The 23693-nt window shown below is 70.4% G+C and carries 28 protein-coding genes and 1 pseudogene; 6 read left to right on the forward strand and 23 right to left on the reverse strand.

Annotated features, from left to right (window positions below):
• Nucleotides 1-303: 303 nt before the first annotated feature.
• Nucleotides 304-549, reverse strand: coding sequence for a molybdopterin-dependent oxidoreductase (locus GKE82_RS24770; protein ID WP_154735596.1), 246 nt, complete (start codon nt 547-549; stop codon nt 304-306).
• 777 nt (nt 550-1326) lie between these two features.
• On the opposite strand from GKE82_RS24770, the gene GKE82_RS31755 reads away from it, so the two are divergent.
• A complete protein-coding gene (locus tag GKE82_RS31755) occupies nt 1327-1773 on the forward strand; it encodes a CHAP domain-containing protein (protein WP_375337061.1) in 447 nt (148 codons plus the stop codon).
• A 34-nt stretch (nt 1774-1807) separates the two neighbouring features.
• On the opposite strand, the gene GKE82_RS29420 is transcribed toward GKE82_RS31755, so the two are convergent.
• The 11 genes from GKE82_RS29420 to GKE82_RS24835 form a co-directional block, all read right to left on the reverse strand.
• Nucleotides 1808-2104: a hypothetical protein gene (locus GKE82_RS29420; RefSeq protein ID WP_230317253.1), complete on the reverse strand. Its 297-nt coding sequence runs from the start codon at nt 2102-2104 to the stop codon at nt 1808-1810.
• A gap of 39 nt (nt 2105-2143) precedes the next feature.
• Nucleotides 2144-2395, reverse strand: coding sequence for a M23 family metallopeptidase (locus GKE82_RS31760; protein ID WP_154735738.1), 252 nt, complete (start codon nt 2393-2395; stop codon nt 2144-2146).
• Nucleotides 2396-3437: 1042 nt separating this feature from the next.
• Complete coding sequence (locus tag GKE82_RS24795) at nt 3438-3965, reverse strand: class I SAM-dependent methyltransferase (protein ID WP_154735598.1); 528 nt, start codon at nt 3963-3965, stop codon at nt 3438-3440.
• Between the two features lie 399 nt (nt 3966-4364).
• A complete protein-coding gene (locus tag GKE82_RS24800; protein WP_154735599.1) occupies nt 4365-4655 on the reverse strand; it encodes a hypothetical protein in 291 nt (96 codons plus the stop codon).
• A 36-nt stretch (nt 4656-4691) separates the two neighbouring features.
• On the reverse strand, nt 4692-5390 hold the full coding sequence (locus tag GKE82_RS31070) for an adenylate/guanylate cyclase domain-containing protein (RefSeq protein WP_154735600.1): 699 nt from the start codon (nt 5388-5390) through the stop codon (nt 4692-4694).
• A 10-nt stretch (nt 5391-5400) separates the two neighbouring features.
• Nucleotides 5401-5547, reverse strand: coding sequence for a hypothetical protein (locus GKE82_RS31765; RefSeq protein WP_375337066.1), 147 nt, complete (start codon nt 5545-5547; stop codon nt 5401-5403).
• Nucleotides 5511-6056, reverse strand: coding sequence for a DUF305 domain-containing protein (locus GKE82_RS27485; RefSeq protein WP_154735601.1), 546 nt, complete (start codon nt 6054-6056; stop codon nt 5511-5513). Before GKE82_RS27485 ends, GKE82_RS31765 begins: the two co-directional genes overlap by 37 nt.
• A 73-nt stretch (nt 6057-6129) precedes the next feature.
• A complete protein-coding gene (locus GKE82_RS24820; protein ID WP_154735602.1) occupies nt 6130-6471 on the reverse strand; it encodes a hypothetical protein in 342 nt (113 codons plus the stop codon).
• A gap of 46 nt (nt 6472-6517) precedes the next feature.
• On the reverse strand, nt 6518-7465 hold the full coding sequence (locus GKE82_RS24825; protein ID WP_154735603.1) for a M56 family metallopeptidase: 948 nt from the start codon (nt 7463-7465) through the stop codon (nt 6518-6520).
• Nucleotides 7466-7468: 3 nt separating this feature from the next.
• Entirely contained in the window at nt 7469-7849 is a 381-nt protein-coding gene (locus GKE82_RS24830; RefSeq protein WP_154735604.1) for a BlaI/MecI/CopY family transcriptional regulator, read from the reverse strand.
• A complete protein-coding gene (locus GKE82_RS24835; protein WP_154735605.1) occupies nt 7846-9996 on the reverse strand; it encodes a cytochrome c-type biogenesis CcmF C-terminal domain-containing protein in 2151 nt (716 codons plus the stop codon). The genes GKE82_RS24830 and GKE82_RS24835 overlap by 4 nt, the downstream gene beginning before the upstream one ends.
• Before the next feature lie 36 nt (nt 9997-10032).
• On the opposite strand from GKE82_RS24835, the gene GKE82_RS24840 reads away from it, so the two are divergent.
• Both GKE82_RS24840 and GKE82_RS31075 read left to right on the forward strand, forming a co-directional pair.
• Entirely contained in the window at nt 10033-10851 is an 819-nt protein-coding gene (locus GKE82_RS24840; RefSeq protein WP_196189453.1) for a prolipoprotein diacylglyceryl transferase, read from the forward strand.
• A 92-nt stretch (nt 10852-10943) separates the two neighbouring features.
• Nucleotides 10944-11846, forward strand: coding sequence for a L,D-transpeptidase (locus tag GKE82_RS31075; RefSeq protein ID WP_154735607.1), 903 nt, complete (start codon nt 10944-10946; stop codon nt 11844-11846).
• A 27-nt stretch (nt 11847-11873) separates the two neighbouring features.
• Here GKE82_RS31075 and GKE82_RS24850 read toward each other — a convergent pair whose 3' ends face one another.
• On the reverse strand, nt 11874-13076 hold the full coding sequence (locus tag GKE82_RS24850) for a hypothetical protein (RefSeq protein WP_154735608.1): 1203 nt from the start codon (nt 13074-13076) through the stop codon (nt 11874-11876).
• 279 nt (nt 13077-13355) lie between these two features.
• On the opposite strand from GKE82_RS24850, the gene GKE82_RS24855 reads away from it, so the two are divergent.
• Both GKE82_RS24855 and GKE82_RS24860 read left to right on the forward strand, forming a co-directional pair.
• Nucleotides 13356-13949, forward strand: coding sequence for a TetR/AcrR family transcriptional regulator (locus GKE82_RS24855; RefSeq protein WP_154735609.1), 594 nt, complete (start codon nt 13356-13358; stop codon nt 13947-13949).
• A gap of 403 nt (nt 13950-14352) precedes the next feature.
• Nucleotides 14353-14493, forward strand: a complete 141-nt coding sequence (locus tag GKE82_RS24860) for a hypothetical protein (protein ID WP_154735610.1) — start codon at nt 14353-14355, stop codon at nt 14491-14493.
• Between the two features lie 16 nt (nt 14494-14509).
• Here GKE82_RS24860 and GKE82_RS24865 read toward each other — a convergent pair whose 3' ends face one another.
• From GKE82_RS24865 to GKE82_RS31770, 5 genes and pseudogenes are all read right to left on the reverse strand, one after another.
• On the reverse strand, nt 14510-15046 hold the full coding sequence (locus GKE82_RS24865) for a hypothetical protein (RefSeq protein ID WP_154735611.1): 537 nt from the start codon (nt 15044-15046) through the stop codon (nt 14510-14512).
• 36 nt (nt 15047-15082) lie between these two features.
• Nucleotides 15083-16384 carry a hypothetical protein gene (locus tag GKE82_RS24870; protein ID WP_154735612.1) on the reverse strand — a complete coding sequence of 434 codons (1302 nt, stop codon included), beginning with the start codon at nt 16382-16384 and terminating at the stop codon, nt 15083-15085.
• 54 nt (nt 16385-16438) lie between these two features.
• Nucleotides 16439-16942, reverse strand: coding sequence for a hypothetical protein (locus GKE82_RS24875; RefSeq protein WP_154735613.1), 504 nt, complete (start codon nt 16940-16942; stop codon nt 16439-16441).
• Complete coding sequence (gene mobF, locus GKE82_RS24880; RefSeq protein ID WP_196189454.1) at nt 16939-19188, reverse strand: MobF family relaxase; 2250 nt, start codon at nt 19186-19188, stop codon at nt 16939-16941. Before mobF ends, GKE82_RS24875 begins: the two co-directional genes overlap by 4 nt.
• Nucleotides 19189-19193: 5 nt before the next feature.
• Nucleotides 19194-19544 (reverse strand): annotated as a pseudogene (locus tag GKE82_RS31770) (relaxase domain-containing protein); the annotation flags it as partial.
• Nucleotides 19545-19952: 408 nt separating this feature from the next.
• Between GKE82_RS31770 and GKE82_RS24890 the strand changes: the two are divergent.
• On the forward strand, nt 19953-20225 hold the full coding sequence (locus GKE82_RS24890) for a hypothetical protein (RefSeq protein ID WP_154735615.1): 273 nt from the start codon (nt 19953-19955) through the stop codon (nt 20223-20225).
• On the opposite strand, the gene GKE82_RS24895 is transcribed toward GKE82_RS24890, so the two are convergent.
• The 5 genes from GKE82_RS24895 to GKE82_RS24915 all read right to left on the reverse strand — a co-directional run bounded on the left by GKE82_RS24895 (nt 20222) and on the right by GKE82_RS24915 (nt 23648).
• Nucleotides 20222-20602 carry a hypothetical protein gene (locus GKE82_RS24895; RefSeq protein WP_154735616.1) on the reverse strand — a complete coding sequence of 127 codons (381 nt, stop codon included), beginning with the start codon at nt 20600-20602 and terminating at the stop codon, nt 20222-20224. The two genes, GKE82_RS24890 and GKE82_RS24895, sit on opposite strands and share 4 nt — an antisense overlap.
• 55 nt (nt 20603-20657) lie before the next feature.
• A complete protein-coding gene (locus GKE82_RS24900; protein WP_154735617.1) occupies nt 20658-20936 on the reverse strand; it encodes a hypothetical protein in 279 nt (92 codons plus the stop codon).
• 97 nt (nt 20937-21033) lie between these two features.
• Entirely contained in the window at nt 21034-21417 is a 384-nt protein-coding gene (locus GKE82_RS24905; protein ID WP_154735618.1) for a single-stranded DNA-binding protein, read from the reverse strand.
• Between the two features lie 506 nt (nt 21418-21923).
• The gene (locus GKE82_RS24910) at nt 21924-22841 is read right to left on the reverse strand and encodes a ParB/RepB/Spo0J family partition protein (RefSeq protein ID WP_154735619.1); all 918 of its coding nucleotides are present in this window, start codon (nt 22839-22841) and stop codon (nt 21924-21926) included.
• A gap of 3 nt (nt 22842-22844) precedes the next feature.
• Nucleotides 22845-23648, reverse strand: coding sequence for a ParA family protein (locus GKE82_RS24915; protein WP_196189455.1), 804 nt, complete (start codon nt 23646-23648; stop codon nt 22845-22847).
• Nucleotides 23649-23693 lie beyond the last annotated feature (45 nt).

A 23693-nucleotide genomic window follows, 5' to 3' on the forward strand; every position in this document is an offset into this window, starting at 1 on the left:
CGTCCTTGGGGACCCGGCGGTTTCTGAACCAGCGGCGATCGTCGACGTCGAAGTGCCTCGAGGTCGTGAAGGGCTGACCGAAGGGCCCTGCGGTCGGCAACGGCCACGGTCGCCGCGCGATGCCGGCGCAAACCGCGAGTGCGGCGGCCGCGAGGTGGACGGCTTTCAGCGCTGTCCGGCCGCCGGCGAGTCCACTCAGGCCGGGACGTACAGGGCAAGGCCGGTAGAGGTCATCGCCAGGAACCCCGTTGCGTGGATCCAATGCAGGGCGCGCGCGGGTGGCGCTGGAACCGCGGGACGAGCTCAGACCGCATCGTCGGGGTCGATCCACGCGTCGGCGTCGTACCCCCGCTGCTCCCAGTATCCCGGCGACTGGTCGCCGGTCACCTCCAGGCGGTCGACCCATTTGACGCCTTTTTGTAGCCGTACATCTTCGGCACGACGAGTCTGAGCGGGCCCGTGCGGCGCGGGAGAAAGTGCTCGTCCGTCCATGCGGTAGGCCAGCAGGACGTCGTCGAGGCAGGCTTGAGCGAGGGTCAGTGAGTCCACGTAGGGGCGCTCGGCGGAAACGAACCGACCTTATCAGGGGCGCCCGCGAGGAGCCCGGCTCGGTCAAGAATCGCTGCGACGCTCACCCCCTTCCCAGCGCACGTTCTGGACGCTCCATCCGGTGACGCAGTGGAAGTCGGAGGTCTGCGTCGTGCGAGGAAGGGTGAGGGAGCTCGTCGTAGCTGTAGCGGATTGGTTGTGTCACGTCGCCGTCGATATCGAGCCGCCAGCGCGACGGTTCGAACTGCGGCATGGGGCGCGAGACGGTGTAGATCCGCCATCCCGACGATGACGCGGGGACACGTCGCGCCCTGCGGAAGCCGGCCGGTGATGGGTGAGGCCAGTCGTGCGAGGGCGTCGGTGAGCGCGTTTCCGGTGGCCAGCGTCACCCCGCCGACCGCGAGTGTTCCGAGAAACGCGCGGCGCCCGATGGGCGTCGTCTCCTGTGAAGCCGGATCGTCCGACGAACTCGTCATCACTACAGAGTGTAGGAGATGCTGTGTCTGCCGATCACCGGTTCATGAGCGTTGAGCTGGTCGTGGCGCGGATCGCTGAGATCCGCCAGTACGTCCCCGGGCCGGTTCCCGTCCAGGTGACCGACTCGCCGGTCGCCTTCTCGTCGGTCCTGGCCAGCGCGACGGCGTCTCCCCCATCGCGTTCGAACGCGGGGATTCGGCGGCGACGTTCGCCGCTGCCGAGGTCGGCGGCGCGAGGCCTCCCGGTTCCAATGACTCGCCGAGGGATCGCTGAGTACCGTCGCTCTGTGCCGGGGGTCCCGTGGGCCCGTGGTGTGCGTACTTCGCCTCGTGGGTGTCGGCGCGGGCCGGCACACCTCTTGGCGACGCGGGTCAGGGCTTTGCGCGTGTTGACGACGTATGGTCGTGGGCGTCGCGGACCGGCCGGACCCTCAAGAGGAGCGACGTCCCGAGGCCCGGCGACCTGATCTTGTGGGACGAGCACATGGGTGTGGTGGAGAAGGTCGGTCCGCGGGGCGAGCTGACCGTCGTTGAAGGGAACTCATCGGACGCGGTGTCACGCCGGAACTATGGGCCTGACGCCGGGGGCGCTTGGGATTCGTGCGGCCTGGCGCGCGTTAGCCGGCGGGGACGCCGACGACCTGCGGGCTGGCGCAGGAGATCTGGCCCCGCAGGCGAATCCGCAGCCCGGCGAGCAGGAGCGCAACACCGGCCAGACCGAGGGAGTGGCTGGACCGGTGCCCAGTAGTCCAGGGCGCCGGAGACGCCGACGAGCGCGACGATCAGTTTGTTGCAGACCGGGCAGCCGACCGCGAAGGTCGACAGCAGCGTCGCACCGGCGTTGCGGGTCGTCCCCGCGGGCTCTGCGGGGCTGCCCGTAGATAGGTCGCCGCCGTCAGCCCGAGCAGCAGCGACGAGGCCGCCCAGACGGGCCAGTTCCACCAGAGCACCGGGGTCATTCGCGTGTAGTACGACGTCTGGATGATCCCGGTCGGGATGCCGATCACCGCGGCGGCCAGCGCCGTCCCCGCGGCGGCTGCCACCCACTGACGCAGCTGCCAGGCTCGAAAGGCGGTCACGATCACATCCTTTATCCTACATCTCGTAGGAGTAGGGAGTTAGAGGTATGCGAGCGGGTTGACCGGCTGTCCGTTGATTCTTACCTCGAAATGCAGGTGGTCCCCGAACGAGTTGCCGGTGTTGCCGACGTAGCCCATGATCTCCCCGCGGCGGACGGTCGCGCCTGTCCGGGTACCCAGGCGCGACTGGTGGGCGTAACAGGTGGCTTTGGAGGCGGTGTGCTGAATGCAGGTGTAGAGCCCGTAGCCCCCCCATCCAGCCGGCGGTGGCCACGCGGCTGGCCTCTGCAGCTCGAATCGGCGTCCCGCCCGGGGCGGCGATGTCGATCCCGGCGTGCAGACGTCCCCAGCGCGGGCCGAACGGGCTGGTCAGCGGTCCGGAGACAGGCATCTGCAGCGCTCCGCCTGCGGTCGTTGTCGGCGCGGCCGAAGCACTGGCTGGTGCCTGCCGGGCGGACTTCGCGAGGATCGCCCTCACTCGGCGCTGCTCGCGCTGGAGTGCGACGAGGTGACGTTCTTGGCGACGACGGGACACCTTCGCCAGGGCGAGTGAGCGTCGGCGCGTGTCGCGTGCCGCGGCGATTTGTAGCTCGATCAGTGCGACGTCGTTGCGGGCGGCCTGGACGGTCTCAGCCTGTTGGCGGACCCGGCGAGCGGCGGTCTGTTGGCGGTCTTGGAGTGGCTTGAGGGCGGCGATCGCGGTCCCGGCTTCGGTCTGTGCGCGCCTGACCTGACGGATGAGCTCCTGATCGCTGCGCTGCAGCCGGCGCAGGAACTCCCGGCGCTCGAGGAGGCCAGCGAAGCCGTCGCTGCCGATGACGACGCTGACGAGGTCCGGCGGGTCTGCTTTGTACTCGGCGACGAGCCGGACCGCGAGCAGGTCTCGGACCTGGCCGAGCCGGCTGCGAAGCCGGGCGGTCCGCCGCCGCTGACGTCGCAGTGTTCTGCGGGTCGTGGCGAGGGCGGCTGCGCGGGCGGCGTAGCGGGTGCGGAGGGTCTGTAGTCGGCGCTCGAGGACCGCTCCGCGCGCTCCGAGTTTGGTGATCCGGCGCTGGAAGGAGTTGATGCTCAGCGCCAGCCGGCGTTCACGCAGCCGGGTTCGGACGATCGTTGCGCGGGTGGATTCCGCTCGTGCGGCGAGGTCGGCGGGATCGGGGAGGCGTGCGCCGGAGGTGCCTTGGCCGGCAAGAAGGGCCATGAGGATGCCGGCGAGGAGCGCTGCTCCCGCCCGGAAGACAGGGACCATCCGTTTATCCTACGTATCGTAGGAGTTGGTCTCGACCTGGTTCGCCGCGTTATGCGGTTCTGCAAGGACCGCCCGGTCCGTGACGGTTCAGAGGGTCTTGGTCATGCGGGTCGCGGTGGCGAAGCTGATCCCGTTTCCGCGATAGAAGTGGCCCGCGGCGGCGTAGTCGTGGTGCATGAACGGGAAGCCGCGCTGGTCGCAGAGTTCGCGGAGCGCCGGGGTGTTCTGCCCGTTGCCCGAGCACAGGACGGCGCCCGGGGCGGCCGCGTCGGCCGCGGTGGTGAACTCGTACCGTTCGAGGTCGGGCTCTGAGGGCGTGTCGTGGACGAAGAGGTCGACGCGGATGCCGGCGAGGTTGGCGGCGAGTGCGTCCTGGGTGGTGGCCCGCGCCCAGGTCCAGCGGTCGGCGTGGCGCTGGGGAACCATCCATCCCGCGGTCGGGTCGGGGTCGAAGCTGATCAGCCGTCCGGCGTGACCTCCGTCCTCGACGTTGCGTTCGAGTGCGCGCAGCATGACCATGGCTCCGAGTCCGTACCACAGGCCTGTCTCGACCACGACGTGCGGGCGCCGTAGCCGGATCAGGGCCCAGAGCAGCGGGCGGTGCCCGAGGGCCATCTGAGGTCGCAGGAGCGCGGGCCGACGAAGGGCGGCGTAGTCGCGCTGCAGTCGCTCGTCCTGGGCGGGCTCCTCGAGCAGCTGGCGGGCAACCTCGGGCGTGACCTCGAAGTTCGCGGCGAGGGAAGTGCGCTGCGGCGTCGAGGTCGGCCAGGTCGAAGGAGAAGTCCCCTACCTCCGGGTCCCAGAGCACGTATCGCATCCGGGAAGCGAGCGAGGCACCGTTGGCGCCGTAGGCCCGCAGGCTCCGGGCTTTTGCGAACCACCGGATTCGGTTGCCGTGACGAACGGCAGCTCTGATCCTGAACTGCATGTCTGGGTCTCGCACGCCTCGCATTCCGACGAAGTGTAGGAGAAAGTGGTGCGGGCGTGCGACCGCCCAGGGTTCGGCGAGGCGCGTCAGGAGAAGAGGCGTCGTTCCTCGGATGCACCGAAGCGGCGGATGACCAGTCGTAGGAGGACGAGCAGAACGTAGGCGCCGGCGACGGCGGCGATCGTGCTCTCGGGGCGAAAGGCGTGAAACTCGTGATCGGCACTGATCTTATGAGCGATCGGGGCGCCGGAGAGCATGCCGAGGAAGCCGGCCAGAACGGCGGCCGCCCGCGGCGGTTTGGGCTCCGGGACCATGAGGCGGGCGAAGAGCCCGGCGAGCGCTGCGATGAGGATTCCGGCGAGCACCGGGTACAGCATGCCCTACTGGGCCTCTGCGTGTTCTTCCTACGGGTCCTAGGACTTGGTGAAGGCTTCTGGGGAGCGGTGGAACCGCGCCGTGCACTCCGGGGAGCAGAACCACAGCTCTTGGCCATGGTGCGTCGAGCGGATCGCGGTCGCGGGGTCGATGCGCATGCGGCAGACCGGGTCGATCGCCGGGACGGCCCGAGGTGCGGCGCGTCGCCAGGTGGCCTGGTGGACCGTGACGGGCTCGGCGAGGTTGCGCAGGACGACCTCTCCCCCGGGCTCCCAGAGGATTCCGTCGTGCCGGCCGACGGCGTCGCGCAGCGGTTGATCGACGAGCACCTGGCCCGCTTGGGCGTGGGCGCACAGTCGGGCGGCGCGGTTGACGGTCGCGCCGAAGTAGTCGGTGCCGCGCTGCGCCGCGGTGCCGTACGCGATGCCGGTGGTGAGTTGTGGCCAGTCGACGCGTGCGCAGACGACCTCGCACAGCGTCAGGGCATGGTCGACGGCGTCGTTGGCGGCGGGAACGCGAACCATGACGGCGTCCCCGATCGTCTTGACGAACGTGGCGGTACGGAAGACAGTGCGCGCCAGGTCAGCGAGTGCGAGCGCGAGGTCCGCGGCGAGCTCGTCGCCGTGGTGGGCGGTCAGCGCGGTGTAGCCGACGAGGTCGGCGAAGACGAACGCCGCTCGGCCGGCCGGCGGCGCCGGGTCTCCCCGGCGCCGTTGGTCTGGTGTCCCGGCCGGCACGGCAGTCGGGCTACATCGAGTGTCCGGGCATGCTCTCCGAGGAGGAGTCCTCTGAGCCGGTGTCGGCGGGGACGCCGCCTGCGGGAGACTCCGCGCCGTACCACTCCTTGCGCCAGCTGTTCATCTCGCCGATCTCCTTGGACTGTGCGGCGATGATCGCCTCGGCGAGCTTCTTGACTTCGGCGCTCTCCCCCTCTTGAGCACCGCACGCGCCATGACGATCGCGCCTTGGTGGTGCGGGACCATCATGTCGATGAACTCGCGGTCGAACGGGTCGGCGGTCTCCAGCGACATCTCGTCGCCGGACATGCCCATCATCGCCTCCGGAACACCAAGGTCGCCGGAGGTGACGCCGTCGGCCTTGAGCGTCTTGGCGATCGTCTCCATCTGAGTGACTTCCGCGGTCTGGCTCTTGATGATGTTGTCGGCCAGCGTCTTGATCTCGTCGTGCTCGCCGCGTTCCTTGGCGATGGTCGCCATGGCGACGGCGGAGTTGTGGTGGGGGACCATCTCCTCGACGAAGGCGAGGTCGACGCCGTTGCCGGTCTTTGAGCTCGACGTGCCGGAGTCGTCGTCGGAGCCGCAGCCGGCCACGACGAGCGCGGCGAGCACGGCGATGAGTGCGACCGCCAGCGTGAGCGGGCGGGTCTTGAGGATGTGCTGCATGAGGTTGTCGTTCTCCTGTTTGGGTTAGCTGATCGAGTGTGGGTGCGCACCGGTGAGGTGACGCAGCGCTCGATCACGTCAGGAAGACCTGCAGCTCTGGGCCCGCCCGGGCGCGGGCGCTCGTGGTCCGGGGGCACGGAGTGATCTGGGAGAGTGCGCGCTCGGCTCTGGGTCGCCAGCGTCCGACGCGTCCCGCGGCTTGACTGAGGGCGACGGCGATGAAGACCCCTGCGGCGGTCTCGCTGATGGCGAGACAGACAGCCAGGGCGGTGGCCATGCCCTGCTCGTGGTCCATGTGCCCGCCGCCCAGCGCGGAGTGCGCCGCGATCACGGCGAACACGACGAAGAGCATGGCCACGGACAGGGCGATGCGGCGTCGAGCGCGGCGGAGGGTGCGGTTGATGGCGACGAGCACGCCCCTGAATCCTACAGGGCGTGGGAGTTGGGCTGGCGGTCGTCGTCTAGAAGGGGCAGTGCTCGACGATCACGGCTGCGGAGGCCGGCGAGAGCGCTGCGGCGGGAAGGAGCGCGACGAACACCAGCGCAAGGCCGGTGAGCCAGCTGGCGAGGAGGAGGTGGCCGCGGTCGTTTCGGTCGCGGTCGCCGTCCATGAGCTCGCGGACGCGGGTGGTCACCGAGGAGCCGGACAGCGCGGTGAGCGCGGGGCTGGTGGCGCAGCGCAGTTCGGCGGCCTTGCAGATCGCGGAGGCGAGGGCGAGGCGGTCGCCTCCGCGGGCCAGGGCCCAGCGGTCAGCGTCTCGCTCGAGGTGGAACTGGATCTCGCGGACTGCATGTCGGGATCCGGGCACGACGCGGCCGAGGGCGCGGAGGATCTCGGCGCTAAGCAGGACGTAGCGGTGGCGTCGTACGACGTGGCCGCGTTCGTGCTCGAGGCTGACCTGGAGTTCGGGTTCGTCGAGCACTGCGAGCGCGAGGGGGCTGACGATGATTCTGGGGCGGGTGAGGCCTGCTGCGGCGACGAGAACGCCGGGTTGGCCGACGATGACGGACCCTTCCGGTCCGGGGCCGACTGCGGTGCGGCGGACGAAACGGGTGACTGCGCGCGATGCGCGCACGAGGCCGTGTCCGACCGTGAGCAGCGAGAACGCCAGGACGGCGATGGGGATCAGCACGGCGATGTCTCCGACGGCGTGACCGTTGAGGCCCAGGTGGGTGCTGAGCCCGGGAAGCGCCGTGTGCCAGCACCAGTGGGTCAGCGCGCCGAAGAGGTCAGTGGCCGGCATGAACCGGAAGGCGAAGACGGCGGCGCCGAGGGCGAGCGCTGCGCGCAGGACGAGCGCGGCGCCCCAGACAGCGATGGCGAGTTCCGGGCGTGCGCGATCGAGGGCGGCGCGGTGGGGTAGCGCGAGGCTGGCGGCGATCAGGAGCGCGGCGAGCGAGACCAGCATGGGCTACTTGCGCTTGCTCTCGAGCTCTTCGCGGAGGCGGCGGAGGTCGTCGATCTGCTGGTCGTCGATCGACCCGAGGAGGTGCGCCAGGACGGCGTCGCGGGTGCCGGAGGATGCTCCTGCGAGGGCGTGCTCGACCGTTGAGGCGACGTAGGTGGTCTCGGTGATCGCGGCGCGGTAGAGGACGAGCTTGCCCTGCTTGCGGCGTTTGAGCAGGCCGCGGTCGGCGAGTCGATTCAGGACGGTCTGCACGGTCGTATAGGCGCCACGGTAGCGCGGCGGCAGGCTTTGGCGGACGTCGTCGACCGCTGCCTCGTCGAGGCGCCACATGACGGCCATCACCTGGACCTGGAGATCACCCTGCAACGGGGCAATAGCGCTCATTGAACGCCGGAGTATGGCATCCGGGCCGGGTTCTCCGGAGCGGGCAGGGCTGCGCGGCGAGCGCCCGGTCGGCGTCGAGGCCGGCGCAGGGCGAGCAGCGCGCCGAGCGCCATGACGCTTGCGCCGACCCAGATCCAGGTCACGCCGGTCCGGACGATGACGCGAAAGGCGACGGGCGGGGCCTGCACGACGTACCGTTCGGCGATCGCGTTGATGATGAGTGCTTGGGCGACCGGCGGTACGGTGCTGAAGCGGCGGTTCGCTTCCTCGATCGGCTTGCGGAGGGTCTCGAGGTCGGGGGCGGCTGAGATCCAGAGGTCGCGACCGAAGCTTGCGCGGATGCCGATCTCGCTGGTCGCTTCCCCGTCGAAGAATCGACCGAAGGTGCCCTTGGACCCCCCGAGGTCGAGCGACGGGTAGTACTCGCGTGCAGGGCTCAGCGTCCCCAGGCGCCGCCCACCTCGCCAGATCGACAGTGAGGTGCCGAACGCGATCTTCTCGCTTCGGACGCTGGTAGTTGGACGCTCGTAGGCGACGCGGTAGCCGGCGACCGTCACCTCGTCGCCGGGGCGCATGGTGATGTCGCGCCCGGACTTCGACGCACCCGAGATCGCGACACCGAGCAACATCGTCGCGAACCCGACATGGGTCAGGTAGCCCCCGTAGCGGCGGCGGTTGCGGCGTACGACGTCTAGGGCCGATCGCCGCCGCCCGGCTCCGGTGGCGGCTGCTCTGGCGGTGGCGGCGCGGGCCAGTTCCTGGGTGCTGGCGGCGACGATGAGGGCCGCACCTAGGGTGGTGAGGACGGCGCTCGTGGAGGACGTTCCGAGCGATACCGCTGCTGCGGCCGCGATTACTGCGAGCAGTGCGGGGACGCGCAGGACGCGGGCGAGGGCGCGCGGCCGGGTGCGTTTCCAGGCGAGGTTCGGGCCGATGGCGAGCAGCAGCACGAGCGCGATGCCCAGCGGTGTGACGTACAGCTCAAACCACGGTGGCCCGAGAGCGGATTTCGTGCCTGTGACTGCTTCGCTGATCAGGGGGAAGAAGGTGCCCCAGAAGACGACGAATGCGAGGCCGACCAGGATGACGTTGTTCAGCAGGAAGACGGTTTCCCGCGAGAGGATGCCGTCGAGCCGGTGTTCTGATCGCAGTTGCGGGACGCGCCAGACGATCAGCCCGACGGATAGTGCGATCGTCGCGGCGATGAGCAGGAGGAACGGGACGCCCAGCGTTGAGGCTCCGAAGGCGTGGATCGAGTCAAGGATCCCGGAACGGACCAGGAACGTTCCGACGAGGGACAGGACGAAGGTGGCGGCGACGAGCGAGACGTTCCAGATCTTCAGCATGCCGCGCCGTTCTTGGATGACGGAGCTGTGGATGAAGGCCGTCGCGGTGAGCCAGGGAAGGAGCGCCGCGTTTTCGACCGGGTCCCAGCCCCAGTAGCCGCCCCAGCCGAGCTCCGCGTAGGACCAGCGCGACCCGAGGACCAGGCCGGCTGCCAGGAACATCCAGGCGAGCATGGCGTACCTGCGCACGGCGGTCAGCCAGCTGGCGTCCAGTCGTCCACGCGCGAGAGCTGCGACGGCGTAGGCGAACGGGACGGTGGCCCCGGCGTACCCGAGGTACAGGGCGATCGGGTGGAGTGCCATCAGGGGGTAGCGCAGCAGCGGCTGCAGGCCGGCTCCCTGCGATGTGCCGACGGGGCTGGCGTCGAACGGGCTTGCGTAGAAGACCATGAGGAACGCGAAGAACGCACTGACGGCGAGCAGCACCGCGACGGTGATGGGTTCCAGCTCGCGGTGCTCGTCGCGGAAGTTGCGGACTGCGACGACGCTCATCGCTCCCAGCACGCAGAGCCACAGGAGCAGCGACCCGGCCTGCGTGGACCAGACCGCTGTCAGCTTGTAGTAGAGCGGCGTGGTCGTGCTGGAGTTCCCTGCGACCAGCGCGAAGTCGAAGTCGTCTCGGACGTAGGCGGCTTCCAGGAGCAGCATGGCGCTCGCGGCGAGCCCGGCGCTGGCGATCACCGACCGCCGGGCGACCTCGAGGTAGCGTCGGTCTCCGCGGCGTGCGGCGCGCAGTGCGCTGGCCAGTCCGGCCAGCGCGACGAGGAGGAGCAGGACGAGGATGGCGCGTCCAAGGATCACCCCAACAGTATGTCCTACACTTCGTAGGACATGCGAATGGCGGCGATCACCCTCGACCTCTCCCCCACGTTCTCCCTAGGTCCGGTGGAACTGGCGTGGCACGGGGTCATGATCGCGGTCGGGATCGCCGTCGGCAGCGCGCTGGTCGTGCGACTGGCTCCGAGCTACGGACTCGATCCCGCGCGCGCGACTGACGGCATCGTCGCGATCGCGATCGCCGGGATCGTCGGATCGCGGCTCTTCTTTCTCGCACAGGACGACGCTGCCGCCCTTTTGGACCCCGGCTCGTGGTTGGGGACGCGTGGCTTTGCGTTCTACGGCGCGATGCTGGCGGCCCCGCTGGCGGCGTGGGTGGTGTTGCGGCGTACAGGAGCGGTCTTGCGGTATCTGGATCTGTACGCGTTGACGTTTCCGCTCGGTATGGCCGTCGGGCGCGTCGGCGACCTGCTGTCGGGGGAGCACTACGGGCCCCGGACCGACGCACCGTGGGGCTTCGTCTATCCGCATCCCGATTCCGAGACCCCGTTGCGCGACGTCGCCTATCAGTCCGGGGCGTTCTACGAGATCATCGCTGCGGGGCTGCTGTTCATCGTCGCCTGGCGGCTGCGTCGGACCTTCGGGCCCCCTGGCGCTCTGCTGTGCGCAGTGGTCGCCGGCTACGCCGCGTCGCGGTTCGTGATCTTCTTCGTAATCCGTGACAGTCCGGTGGTCGGCCTGGGCCTGCGGCAGGCGCAGTGGACGAGCCTGGCGCTTGTCGCCGTCGGTTTCGTGGGGATCTGGGCGTTGCGCCGGCGTGCCAGGAGGTTCGCTGTCGCGTCCGGTCGCTCCTCGCCGCAAATCTCCGACGCTACGTAGGAGTGCTGGTACCGTCCGGGCATGTTGCGAATCCTGGCGGTGGCGGTGGTCGTTCTCGGCTTCGCCCCTGGGCGCGCGCGTCTGGCGATCAGGTGATTGCCGCGGGGGTCAGCGCCGGGGGTGTCGACCTCGGCGGTTTGACGGTGCAGGCCGCTGCGGCCCGGCTGCAGGACCGGTTGGGTCCCCGGCTGCAGGTGCCGTTGGTCCTGATGGTCGCTGGGCGCCGTTTCGCGATCGATCCCGCAGAGCTCGGGGCACAGCTGGACGCTCCCGGGACGGCTCAGCGCGCCGCGGCGGTGACGGCTCCTACCGGCCCGGTCGATGTGGGCCTGACGGTGGTGACCGATCCCAGCCGGGTCGCTGCACAGGCTGAGAGGGTGCGTCTCGCGGTGCGTCGGAGCGCTCGGTCTGCGCGGCTGGTCCGCATCACGAGTCGTGGTGTGTCGTGGCGACGCGCGCGAGTGGGGCTTGAGGTGGACGCGTCGCGGCTCGCCGGTACGATCGCGACCCTTGCCGCGCAGCCGGAGGGGCGTCGCGTGACGGTCGCTGTGCGCCGCATCCGCCCGGCTCATACAGATGGTGCGCTGCGGCGCATGTATCCGTCGATCGTCACGGTCGACAAGCGGACCTTCACGCTGCGGCTGTTCGTCGGTTTGCGACGCGTCTCGAGCTACCGGATCGCTCATGGGCAGCCGGCCTATCCGACGCCGAGCGGTCGGTTCAGGATCCGGTCCAAGCAGGTCAACCCGGACTGGTACGTGCCCAACGCTCCGTGGGCGGGCGAGTTGGGTGGCTCGGTCGTCGCGGGCGGTTCGCCGCAGAACCCGCTGCGGGCCCGCTGGATGGGCCTCGCCGGGGGGATCGGGATCCACGGGACGTCCGAGGAGGGGTCGATCGGAAGTCGGGCGTCCCACGGATGCGTGCGCATGCGCGTGCGCGATGTCGTGCGGCTCTATCGACGGGTTCGCGTAGGAACGCCGGTGGTCATCGGCTGATCGACCATGGCGAGGTCCCGACGGACGTCACGCCGGCTTGGCTGAGGTTGTCGGTTGCAGGGCCCGCGCGGCGCGAGCGAGGAGCACGAGGAAGGCGGCGACCAGGGAGTACAGCAGCAGGCCGGCTCCGAGTTTGATCGTGGAAGCGCGCCCTGGCGTTCGCGGGTAGTAGGCGTACCGCAGCGGCTGCGCGGAGGTCCTCGATGTCCCCGCCGTGACGGGGACCCAGCTCTCGATCCGTCCGTCGGGAGCATCGATCTCCAGGTAGAGGAACCAGCGCCCGGCGCGGTCCAGGTTCAGGCGACCGGTTCGGCGGCAGTCCCCGCGCAGGTCCGAGCCCCGAATGAGCCGTCCCCCTCGCCGGGCGACCAGACGGGCCGGCGTCCGTCCGCACAACGCGTCGGCGCGAACGGTGGCTGTCACGTCTTGACGGGTTGTCTGGGCTCGCCACGCGACGGTGCCCGCGGGGTTGCCCTGTCCGGGGTCGTGGGCGTACGCGGCTCCCGGCAGCAGCAGGGCGAGTGCGGTGGCCGCGGTCAGCAGGCCTCCCCTGCGGCGTGGTGCACCGTCGGCGAGCCACAGCGCGAGGAGCGAGGTCACGTAGACCCCTGCGGCGGCGGGACCGATGTCGGAGGCTGTCAGCCCGACGCCACCGGCGATCTCGCGGAGCGGCATGACAACGAGGACGACAGCGAGGGTGATGGCGCCTGCGCAGCGTGCGTACCCCCACCGTCGGCGGACGCCGAGGTCGATGGCGAGGCCCGGCGCGAGCATCAGCGAGAACCAAGGTGCGTCGTAGCCCAGGCCGAGCAGCAGCGCGCCGGTCACGGCGACGAAGACGGACTGAACGGCTGCGGCGTTGGTGGCTGCCCACCGGGCCGTTGTCGTGTTGGTGATCAGGCGCAGTGCGACGGTCGCGGCGAACGCCAGCACGATCGGATACCAGACGGGCGCGAACTGCGGTACGTCGGTTTCGTACTCGGCGACGCTGAAGGCGGCTGCGGCGACGACGAGCCCGGCGGTGGCGGCGCCGAGGACGCGGTGATGTTGCGGGGTGGTGCTGAGGTGCAGGAGCATGATGTAGGCCAGGCCGAGCGAGCCGACGATTCCGAGCATGTGCGGTGGGCTCCAGAGCACCGAGTCGCGGCCGAATGCCTCGTGCCAGGCGTTGTCCAGCGGCCCTGAGAGAAGCGCTCCGATCAAGGTCAGCAGTCCGATCCTGAGCAGCACGTCGGTGCGCCGGTCCCGAGTCCGGGAGGCGAGTGCGGCGGCGAGGGCCAGGCCCGCGACGGCGATCCCGAGGTAGATGGCGATGTGGGGCGCGATGAAGAACGTGTCGCGACCGCGTTCTGTGTGCCACGCATCGTCCCAGTAGCCGCCCGCAGTATGTCGCGGCCGCGAACGAGAACGCGGCCGGTGCGAGCTGACCGATGAACCGTGAACCTTTCATGGTTCTAGAGTGAAACACAGATGTTTCATCTGTGCAAGTGGTGCGTATAGTTCACGGGTATGAAGTTGAGTGATGAGCAGTTGGACGCGGCCGCCGCGGCGATGGGCCGGACCGGCTATGCCGGGTTGCGTCTGGAGGACCTCGCGAGCGCGATCGGGGTGTCCCGCGTGACGCTTCACCGGCACGAGATCGGGAAGGGCGACGTGCTGGGCCTGCTCGCCGCTCGGGCCACCACGGAGTACCGGGACGCGATGTGGCCGCTGCTGACGTCCTCGCTTCCGGCGGGGGAGCGACTTTCGGCTGCGGTGGACGTGCTGCTCGAGCAGGCCGAACGCCACCTCCCCCTCCTGGTCGCCCTCGGTGCGATCTCGGATGAGGTCTTCCACGAGGCCGACGACGACCCTGAGGGCGACGTGACTCGCGGGGTCTTCACCGAGCCGCTCGAGCGCCTGTTGCACGACGCCCGGGCGGAAGCGGTCCTGCGTCCGGAGCAGGACCCGGACCTCGCGACGGTGTTGTTCAACTCCGCAGGCTGGACCTACATCCACTTGCGCACCGGCCACCGGTGGAGTCCCGAGCGGGCCGCCGCTGCGGTTCGCGCGCTCGTTCTACACGGCATCTTGCAGCAGGAGCCCACGCGCCCGGAGCGCTGATACGTTCGCCGCGTGCCGGGACTTGCGTTCACGCTCCTCCCGCACGACAAGGGAACGAGTCTGGTGTTCCTGCTCGTGCTCCCCGGAGCCCTGTTGCTGCTGCACGCGGCCGCCACCGGTGCTTCGCGCTCGAACGTGGCGGGAACCGTTCTGGTCCTCGCCGGGATCGCCCCGGCGACGATCCCTGGCAACGCCGGAGAGGAGGGCGAGCCGTGGCTGCTGGTCGCGGTGAGCGTGGCGATCGTTGTGGTCGGGGCGCGGTGGCAGAGCTCGTTGACGGTGCTCGCCGCCTTGGCGGTCCTGGCGTCGCTGCTGCTGGTCGCGGTGGCGCCGACCCGACACGTCGGCCTTCCTCTCGGGCGATGCCCCGCACCCTCGGGAGCAGGCGTTCCTGCTGACGGGGATGTTGTGGCTGACTGTGGCTTCGGGCTTCGCGGTGGTCGCCGGTCCGCAGACGCGGGCGCGGATGGCCGGCGTGATGGCGGTGTACGTCCCGACCGCGGTCGTCCACGGTTATGCCCTGCTGGCGGCGCTGGTGCGCTGAGGGTGGGACGGCTGGGTCAGGCGACACGCTGGTAGAACGCCGAGCGGTCGTCGGCGCTTGCGGCGATGACCGGTCGGGCCTGGCCGCTCTTGACGAGTTCGCCGAGTGCGCGCTGGGTCTGGCGCTTGCCGACGCCGGTGCGCTGCATGATTTCCAGCGGCCGGCGCGGCTTGTCGTCGAGGGCCTTGAGGACCTGTTCGCGGATCGTGAGTTTCGGGGCTGCGCTGCGGGCGGCTCGCCGGACGTCCTCGGGGACCGCTGCTCCCTGCTCGCGGCGCAGCGCGAGTTGCAGGCCGGTGATCGCGGCGGCCAGCAGACGGTCGTAGGTGACCATCTGGGCCAGGCCGTCCCATTCCGGTGCGGCTGCCGATGCGGCGCGACGCAGACGCGATGTCTGGCCGCGGACGGAGACCAGGTGCGACACGTCCCCGCTGGAGAGCGCGACGGAGACGGCTTCCTCTACGGTGCCCAGGAGCTCCTGGGAGCGTTCGAGTTCGCAGCCGGTGAGGGCGTTGACCAGCGCCGGCTTGAGGGCGATGACTGCCTGGTCCATGCGCGTAGCGTAGCGCGCCTGTCCCCTACTTGTCACCTATTTTTCGGGGTTGAGGTGCAGCAGGTCGATGCCGGGTTCGGTGCGGTGGTGGTCGGTGCGTTGGCTGCCGGCGACCGGTCGGGTGATGAGCGAGCTGGGTGCCGGGGTCGCGGCCTGCCAGTGCAGCGGGCCGTTCACGATGACTGAGACGCATTGGGCGTCGGTGACCATCGTTTCGGCGTGGCCGCGGAAGCCGTCGGTGCGGCCGGACATCGCGGGGCCGAGCAGCACGTTGACGCCGAGGTAGACCAGGTGGTCGGCGATGCGGCCGTCGAGGACGTCTTTGCAGATGACGATCGCCATGCGGATCGAACCGGCTTGCCAGAGGCGGAGCCGCAGGGGCTCTGGCTGGTCGATGAGCTCGAATGCCGGTCCGGCTGCGGTGTAGGGGGAGATCGCCCGTGAGAGCTTGGTGTGCAGCAGGGGTTCGTCGACGCCTGCAAGGAGGCCGGTGGCGATGTTGAGCTTGCGCTTGCCGATCTTCTCGTGCCTAGATCCTGCGATCAGGAGGCACGGTCCGCTGTCGTGGCCGGCCATGATCTCGGCGAGTTTTTCGAGCGCCTGGGCATTGACGTGAAGTTCGGGGACGATCACGACGGTCGCCCCGGTGTCGAGGGCGTCGGTGACGTGGGTGACGGCGGGCTTGTGGCGGCGTGGGCGGATCGGGAAGTTCGCGGTGCCCGTGGCGTTGGCGAAGTCCGCGAGGTCGCGATAGGGGTGGACCGCGGCCGCGGTGAAGCCCGGCAGGAGGACCTCTTGGAGCTCGGCTTCGAACTCGAAGTCGATGACGATCTCCAGTTGCCGGTCCCCGAGGGTGATGGGCTGGTAGCGGCGGGCGTGCGGCAGCTCGCCGTCTGCAGGCTGGTTGATCGAGGTGGTGCGGGAGACGAGTGGCTGGTCGGCGAGGGCGGGCCACATCACTTCCGGGACCGGGATCATGTCGCCGGGGGTGAGGAGCACTTCTTCGTCGTGACGGTCGCGCCAGCAGGTGATGAACGCGTCGGCGTTGGCGTGGTCGAGGCCCCAGAGGCAGCCGTGGAGTTCGTCGAGGTCCTGGCCGTCGTTGGTGCGGGCCACGAGCCATTGAATCTGGTTGTCGCTGAGCAGTCCGGTGTCGGTGCAGCGCAGAGCGTCGTGGGCGTCCTTGACTGCTGCGGTCCAGGCCGTGGCTCGGGGCTTGGTCAGCAGTGGCGTGTGGACGACGGAGGGCGCGGTGCGTTGGGCTTCCCAGTAGGCGATGCCCAGCAGGGCGGTGTCCCAGACGCGCCGCTCGGTTCCGAGGTGGGTGGTGAGCGACACGCCGGCAACGCTAGGTGATCGGGCGATCTGTCTGTGCTGGGGATGTCTGCGCGCTCAGCTGGTGGGCGTCCATCCCGTCGGGGCTGAGTGGTCGGGGAGGCGGTCGGGGGTTTCCCGGGCGCGGAGTTCGAGCCAGGTGCGGAAGCGGCGCAGGCTGTCGAGCCAGGCGAGTTCGATGCGAGGGTCGTCGCTGGTGCCGGCGTCAATCTGGGCTCGCCATGCGGCGAGGGCGAGGAGGCCGTCGCGGGCAAAGCGGTCGGTCGTCCAGGTGCTGGGCAGGAGGTGCAGTTCGGTGGGGTAGGCCTCGCGCAGGTGTTGGGCCTGCTCCCAGGCCTTTGCTCGCCATGGCTGTCCGCGGCCGAGTTCCAGCCAGTCTGGTGGGGCACCGTCGACGGGAGGTTCGGGGTTGTCGGGGAGCTGACCGTGCTCGAGGAGGCCGGTCAGGATTTCGTTGGCGACCGAGCCGTAGCGCTTGCCGCGTTGGGCGGCAAGCTGCTCCAAGCGAGCGAACGCCTCGGCAGTGAGGTTGACGGTGATGCGTTTGCGGTTGGTGCTCATCGCGTGACTCCGGGCGCGGGCGTCGGTACGTGGGGCCTGGTGGGGTCCGGGAAGGGGCTGTGTTCGACTAGCGGTTCCAGGCGTGGAGCGATGGGTGCCAGGTGGGCGGGCGCGAACGAGCGTGTGGGTGTCGGCGCTGCGGGGACGGTGGTGGAGGGGATCTGGGCGCCGGTGATGCGCATCGCGTCGGCGAGGCGCTCGATGCGGTTGGGGTCGTTGCCGTGGGTGCCGAGGTCTTCGCGGCTGACGTGCCAGTCGCTGCCTTCTCTGGCGCGCGAGGCTTCGACGTAGGCGGTCTCGCGGCTGGTCTGCCAGCCGCCGGTGACGGTCACGGCGCGGTCGACGGTCGCGCCCTGCTGGCGGTAGACGTGGCTCGCGTAGGCGAGGCGCAGCGCCCCGACCTGGTCGCCGGCGACCTCGATGTGGCGTCTGGAGCCGTCGACGGTGATGAGTGCGCGTCCGTGCGGGTCGATCGCGGCCACGGTTCCTCGCGTGCCGTTCTCGACGCGGTCCCCGTTAGGGACGGGTTGGGATCGGGTCCAGGTGATCCGGTCGCCTTGCCGGAGTGCGTAGGTGGGTGTGGTGTCGTCTTCGACGGGGATTGCGAGTGCGTGTGCACCGAGTTCGCCGCGTGCGCGGCGGAGGTGTTGGGCGCGGGCGTTCATGGCGTCGATCTCGGTGTTGGGGCCGTCGGTCATGAGTGCGATGGCGGTGTGCCCGAGTTGAGTGCTGAGGGCGTCGTAGCGCCTGACGGCGGCTTCGATCGCTTGGGTGCGGGTGTCGGTGAGGTGCAGTTGATTGCGGGCGAGGTAGTGGGCCATGGCGGGTTCGGGGTCGCCGTTGCGCAGGTGTCGCCATGCGGCGCGTTCGGCGGGGTCCTGGGTGCGGCGGACGTGGGTGAGCTCGCTGGTGGGGGCGTGTTGGGTGAGTTGGTCGAACATGCCGCCGGGCCCGATGGACGGGAGCTGTCTGCCGTCGCCGACGAGCACGAGCTTTGCGCCCTCGCGAACTACCAGGTCGGTGAGCGCGTCGAGTCGCTGGGTGTCGGCCATGCCTGCCTCGTCGACGATGACGGTGGTGCTGGCGTCGATGGGCTGGTGTCCGTGATCGGCACGCGAGATGAGCGCGTCGATCGTCTGGGTCTGGCCGGCGAGGCTCGGGGAGTCCTCCCCCAGGCGTTGCGCTGTCGCGCCGGCGACCGCGACCCCGAGGACGGTGCGTCCGGCGGCCTGTTCGGCGCGTGCCGCGGTGTCGATGACGACGCCTTTGCCGGTGCCGGCCTGTCCGATGAGTGCGGCGATCCGCTCGGGTCCGGTCAGGACTTGGACGGCGGCTTGCTGCTCGTCGCTGAGCTGGATGCCGCGCTGCTCGGCCACGCGGCGCAGCGCGGTCTCCCGCGCGACCTCGGGCACCGTGACGGTTAGGTCGTTGGCGAGTGTGCGGGTGTGGGCGACGAGGCGTTCTTCGCGGTTGCGGACGGCAGCGGTGGTGATGCGTCCGTCCTGGAGTTCGATGAGCGCCCCGTGGTCGCAAAGCTCGTCCAGGGCGCGCAGTGCGCGGTCGGGGTCCATGACGCCTGCGGCTTGTTCCAGCGCGACCGCCCGCACGACGTCGGCGCCGACGATCGCGCGGTCGGCGGTCGCCTGGTCCAGGACGCGGCACGCCCACTCGTCATCGGCGCCGGCCAGACGGCGGCCGCGACGTGGGCGCATCTCCTCTGCCTGGCCGCGAGTCATGCCGCTGTCCTTGGCGGCGTGCTCCCAGTGGGCCTCGAGTTCGGGCCGGGTCTGGGCCTTCTTGGCTTCGCGGGAGCTGACCTTGAGCGTGCGAAGTTCGTCTTCGCGCGGGTCGCGGCCATGGGCGGCGCGGAACGCGTCGATGGCGTGTCGGACCTCGCGGGACCGCGCGCTGAAGGCCTCGAGCGTCTCGGGCGCAATTCCGGCGATCTCGAAGTACCGGGCGTTCTTCCCGGTGCCGGTCTCGAGGCGATACCCGGCTTGTACGAGCTCCCGCGCGAGTGCTGCCCGGTAGTAGGCCCCACCTTCGCGGGCGGCGCGGAACACCGGGCGGGAGCGGACGGCGGCGACCTGCCCGTCCTTGCGCACGACGCTGGTGATCCAGACGTGGGAGTGCAGCTGCGGGTCGGGCAGGCGGCCTTCGACCCCGCGGGCGGTGGTGTGCATGAACTCCGCGGCGAGCAGGTCACCGGCCGAGTCCGGAACCGATCCGGCCTCTCCCCCTCCCACCTTGTGGTGAGTTCGACCGTGCGGCGCAGGTGCTCGACCGCGGCGGTGACTGCGCGACTGTGGCAGCCCTCGAGCAGTTGCCGTTGTTCGGTGCCGCCGAGGGCGTGCAGGACGCTGACGGACTTCGGGGCGCTGAACGTCGCGTCCAGCCCGCTTGAGCGGGTGCCGTCGGGGCCGGCGCGGCGCAGCCACTGGTCGGCCTCTCCCCCGGGCCGTCGGCCTGCGACGAGCGCCTCGAGCGCCGCCCGGTCGACGTCCGCCCCCGGGGTGATGCCCAGCGCCTCGAGCGACTGGCTGCTGGCCAGCCAACGCCCCGGGGCCTCGGCGGGAGCGCCATCGCGGCCGAGGTAGTAGTCGCCGGCCCCTTGGCGACGGCCTTGCCGTCGAGGTAGTCGACGTAGTCGCTCGCGCCGTCGGCGCTGATGCTGTGCACGGTCATCACGGTGCGCGTGACGCTAGGAGCGTGAGCGGCGTCACCGGCGTGCTGCGTTCGCGCAGCGTTGGCACGTAGTGCATCTAGTCTGTTCTGAAACTTTGCGCAGCAAAGTCGATGTGGGGTTCGGAGAACCCTGCTGTTCTGGTGCCGAAGGCGCCAGTCGGTCGTTCTAGTGGTGGATCGTTGACGCTGGCGACGGTGAGCGTCAGGTGGTCAGCTGCTGGGATTGGAGTCTCGGGGGGCAGTCGACTTGTTCGGTGCCGTGGCTTGGTGGGCTGCCGGTAGCGTCTGGCCGGTGTTGACGCCGGAGGATCGGATGGTCGCGGTGATGCGGGCGTCCCGCGCTCGTGCGGCGGCGATCGCGGACGGGTCGGCGCCGCCGGCGTTGCTGGCGGCGGTGGAGCGCGTGGCGGGCTCGGTGGATCTCGGTCCGGACACGTTGGCGATCGTCCGTGGCGCTGCCTCGGGGTTGTGGGCCCGAGGCGTGGACGGCCTGGACGCGGAGGTGTTGACCGGGTTGCTCGCGGCCGACGTCGAGCAACACCACGCGCCCGGCGTCCGCAAGCAGAAGCCGCCCCGCGGCGGTGCGCGCGGGATCTAGGCGAGGGCGACGGCGGCGACGGTCGCGTCGTCGACGTTCGCGGCGAGGGCGCCTGCGTGGTGGGTGGCGGCGTGGGTGTGTAGCGCGGCGAGGTGGTCGTGCAGGAGGTGCTCGCGCGCGTGGGTGACCGGGAGCGCGCCCTGGGGGCGCTCGTCGGTGCTGGTGGTGATCTGCCGGCCCGGGGCGAGGGCGACGCGGACGATGTGGGTCGGGGTGCCGCGGCGGCCGACGTAGGTGCTGCTCAGCTCGAGCGCCTGGTCGGGCAGGGAGGTCGTGATCGTCACGACCCACGGCGGGCCCTGGTCCGCCACGGCGGTGGCGGCGTGGACGGGCTGGCCGTCGAGGGTGATGTGGAGCTCCAGGGGACGCTGCGACACGGTCTGGTGACCGTAGCGGGCCGCCCGGAGGCGGCCCTCCCCCACCTCGGGCTCGTTACTCGCCGAGGTACTCGGGGGTCTTGCAGAGGATGTGGAAGAACTCGCCCGGTCCGGTCAGGCTGGTCAGCGGGGTCTCGTGGGGGTAGCGCTGGTACCAGTCGCGCCACTGGTAGGCGGTCATGAGGCCGGTGGCGTAGGCGGCCTGGCGCTGCTCGGTGGTCATGGCGTCGAGCTCGGCGCGCTCCTCGGCGCGGGTCGCGTCGAGCACGGCGAGCAACTCCAGCAGCGGGTCGACGGCGGTCATCTGGGTGATCTGCGGGTCCTGGTGGCTCATCGGGTCTCCCTGGCGAAAAATTGGACGGTCTGGAACTGGGCGGGGCCCGTCCGCGCCGGTGGCGGACGGGCCGTTGGTGCTTCTGGCGGCGGAGGTCCTAGAAGGGGATCTCGTCGTCGGTGGGCTCGTGGTCGCGTTCGCCGTCGGGGACCGCGACGAGGTCGTCGTCGGTGCGGTGGGGCTTGGCCCCGTACTCGAGGTCGACGTTGTGGACCTCGACGGTGTGGCGCTTGTTGCCGTCGCGGTCGGCCCAGGTGCGCACGCGCAGTCCGCCGGCGAAGGCGACGGCCTGGCCCTTGACGAGGTGCTCGACGGCGGCCTCGGCGGCGCGCTCCCAGAGCACGAGGTCGACGTAGACGGTCTCGCCGTCGCGGCCGCGCTGGTCGCAGGCGACGCTGATCGTGGTGACGCTCTTCTGCGCCTTGGTGGCGCGGAGCTCGGGGTCGCGGGTGAGGCGGCCGTTTCCGGTGATGGTGAGCATGTGGACTTCCCTTCTCCCGGTGGTCCCCGGGGCTGTGGTGGTTGCTGGTGTCGAGTTCGGTCGGCGACCGGCGGGTCGTGCGCGAACGCACGCGCCGGCTTCGCCGCGGTCGGCGCAGCCGACCCGCCCGAGGCCGTGAGCGCCGAGGGGCCGGCCCGTCAGGGCCGCTTGGCCGTCGCGCAGCGGCGGTGCCCCGGCCCGAGCGCCGCGGGGCGGGAGCGGGGAAGCTGGAGCGGCGGATTGCGCACCGCCCGTCCGGCGTCGGCCATGCTCGCCGCCTGCTGCCCACCGCGCCCCCGGGGCCGCGGCAAGGAGGTCCCTCCCCGCGCTCACCCTCGGGACGGCACGCACCGGCGGTCGGGCGACTGGCGCGTCCTGGCGTCTGGGGTGCGTGGGCGTTCATGCCCTGCACCCGACGCGTCCGTGTCGGTGGTGACCCCTACGCCTCGGTGGTCACGCCGAGCGGTCGGGTGGCGGTTGTGCGCGTTCCCCGGGGAACGGCGGGTTCAGCGGCGCGTGGTGGTGTTCGCCGTGGTGAGTGCGGCGGCGAGCTGGTCGGCGGCGTCGAGGTCCTTGAGGCTGATGGTGACGCCCTGCTGGGTGACCTTGACGGTGGCGGCGTGGCCGGCGAGGGCGAGCTGGTCGGTGAGCCGGTCGGAGGCGTCGCGGTTCTCGGCGATGGCGGCGCGGTCGGCGGGGCTGACGCGTTTGCGGGCGGGCCGGGAGGAGAGTTCGGCGGCGGCGGTCTCGAGGGTGCGCTTGGACCAGCCGAGGTCGATCGCCTGGCGGGCCAGGCGCTTTTGGTGGTTGTGGTCCTCGACGCTGAGCAGCGCGCGGCCGTGGGCGAAGCTGAGGCGGCCGTCGTCGACGGCGGCGAGGATCGGCGCCGGAAGGTCGAGGAGGCGGATGTGGTTGCTGATGGTGGAGCGGCTGATCTTGCGGCCCATGCGCCGGGCGAGCTCTTCGCGGGTGATGCCGAGGTCCTCGATGAGGGTGGCGTAGCCGCGGGCGATCTCGACGGGGCTGAGGTCCTCGCGGTCGAGGTTCTCGATCAGCGCGTCCTCGAGGTCGGCGCCGGCGTCGTCTTTGCCCCCGATGAGCACGTCGATCTCGGTCAGGCCGGCGAGCCGGGCGGCGCGGGTGCGCCTCTCCCCCATGATCAGCGTGTGGACCCCGTCTGCGCCGGCGGGGCGTACGACTGGGGGTTGCAGGATACCGCGGGCGGCGATGGAGTCGGCGAGCGCCTGAAGGGCGTCGGGGTCGAACGCCTTGCGCGGGTTGGCGGGGTTGGGGGCGATCCGGTCCAGCGGGACGGTCTTGATCCGGCCGCCGTGGCCGAGGGCGTTGAAGGTGCGGCTGGGGGTGCGGTCTTCTTGGCCTGCGCGGACCTGCTTGATCGTCGGGAAGGCGGGCTTCTTGGTCATGTTCTAGGCGGCGGCCGGGTAGAGGGCGTTGAGCTGCTGCAGCAGTTCGGCGGCGATGCGGCGGTAGTCGCGGCCGACGTTGCTGTCGGGCTCGACCATGACGGTCGGCCGGCCGTGGAGTGGGTGGAGCTGGACGCTGGTCTGCGGGCGGGTGTGGTGCTCGAAGACGTAGATCTCGGCGCCGTAGGTCTCGGTGTCGGCGAGCTGCTCGCGCAGCAGGCGCAGGCTGCTCGAGCGCGCGGGCGTGCGCATGAAGACGACGCCGAGTGGCTTCATCCGCCAGCCGCCGGTCTCGGTGCGGCTCGCCTGGATCTCGCCGAGGCGCTTGGCCAGGGCGCGGGATTCGTAGGCGCCGGGCTCCATGACGAAGAGCACGGTGTCGGCGGCGTGCGCGGCGGTGTCGCTCAACGGGGTGATGGCACCCTGCGTGTCGATGAGCGCGATGTCGAACGCCTCGTCCAGCTGCCCCAGGAGCAGGTCCAGGCTCTGATGTCCGCCGTCGGCGAAGGCTCCGAGAAGGTCGTCGAGGACCGGGCTGGCCGGGAGAAGGTGCAGGGTGCCGCCGTGGGTGGTGCCGGGAAGCGCGATCTCGGTGAGGCAGTCGGTCACGGGCCGGTGACCGGTGAGTGCGTCGGCGATCGTCGGCGCGTCAGGGGTGATGTCGTACGAGGCTTCCAGATCGGCTTGCGGGTCGAAGCCGACGAGCAGGACGCGGGCGCCGAGGTAGGCGAGTTCTGGGCCGAGGTTGGCGACGCTGGTGGTCTTGCCGGTCCCGCCCTTCCCTGTCCAAACGAGCGTGCGGTGCATGTCTGGGAGGGTAGGGCGCGGTCCGCTCGGATCCGCTTGGCGCAT

The organism is Conexibacter sp. W3-3-2, assembly GCF_009707605.1.
Lineage (GTDB): Bacteria > Actinomycetota > Thermoleophilia > Solirubrobacterales > Solirubrobacteraceae > Paraconexibacter > Paraconexibacter algicola.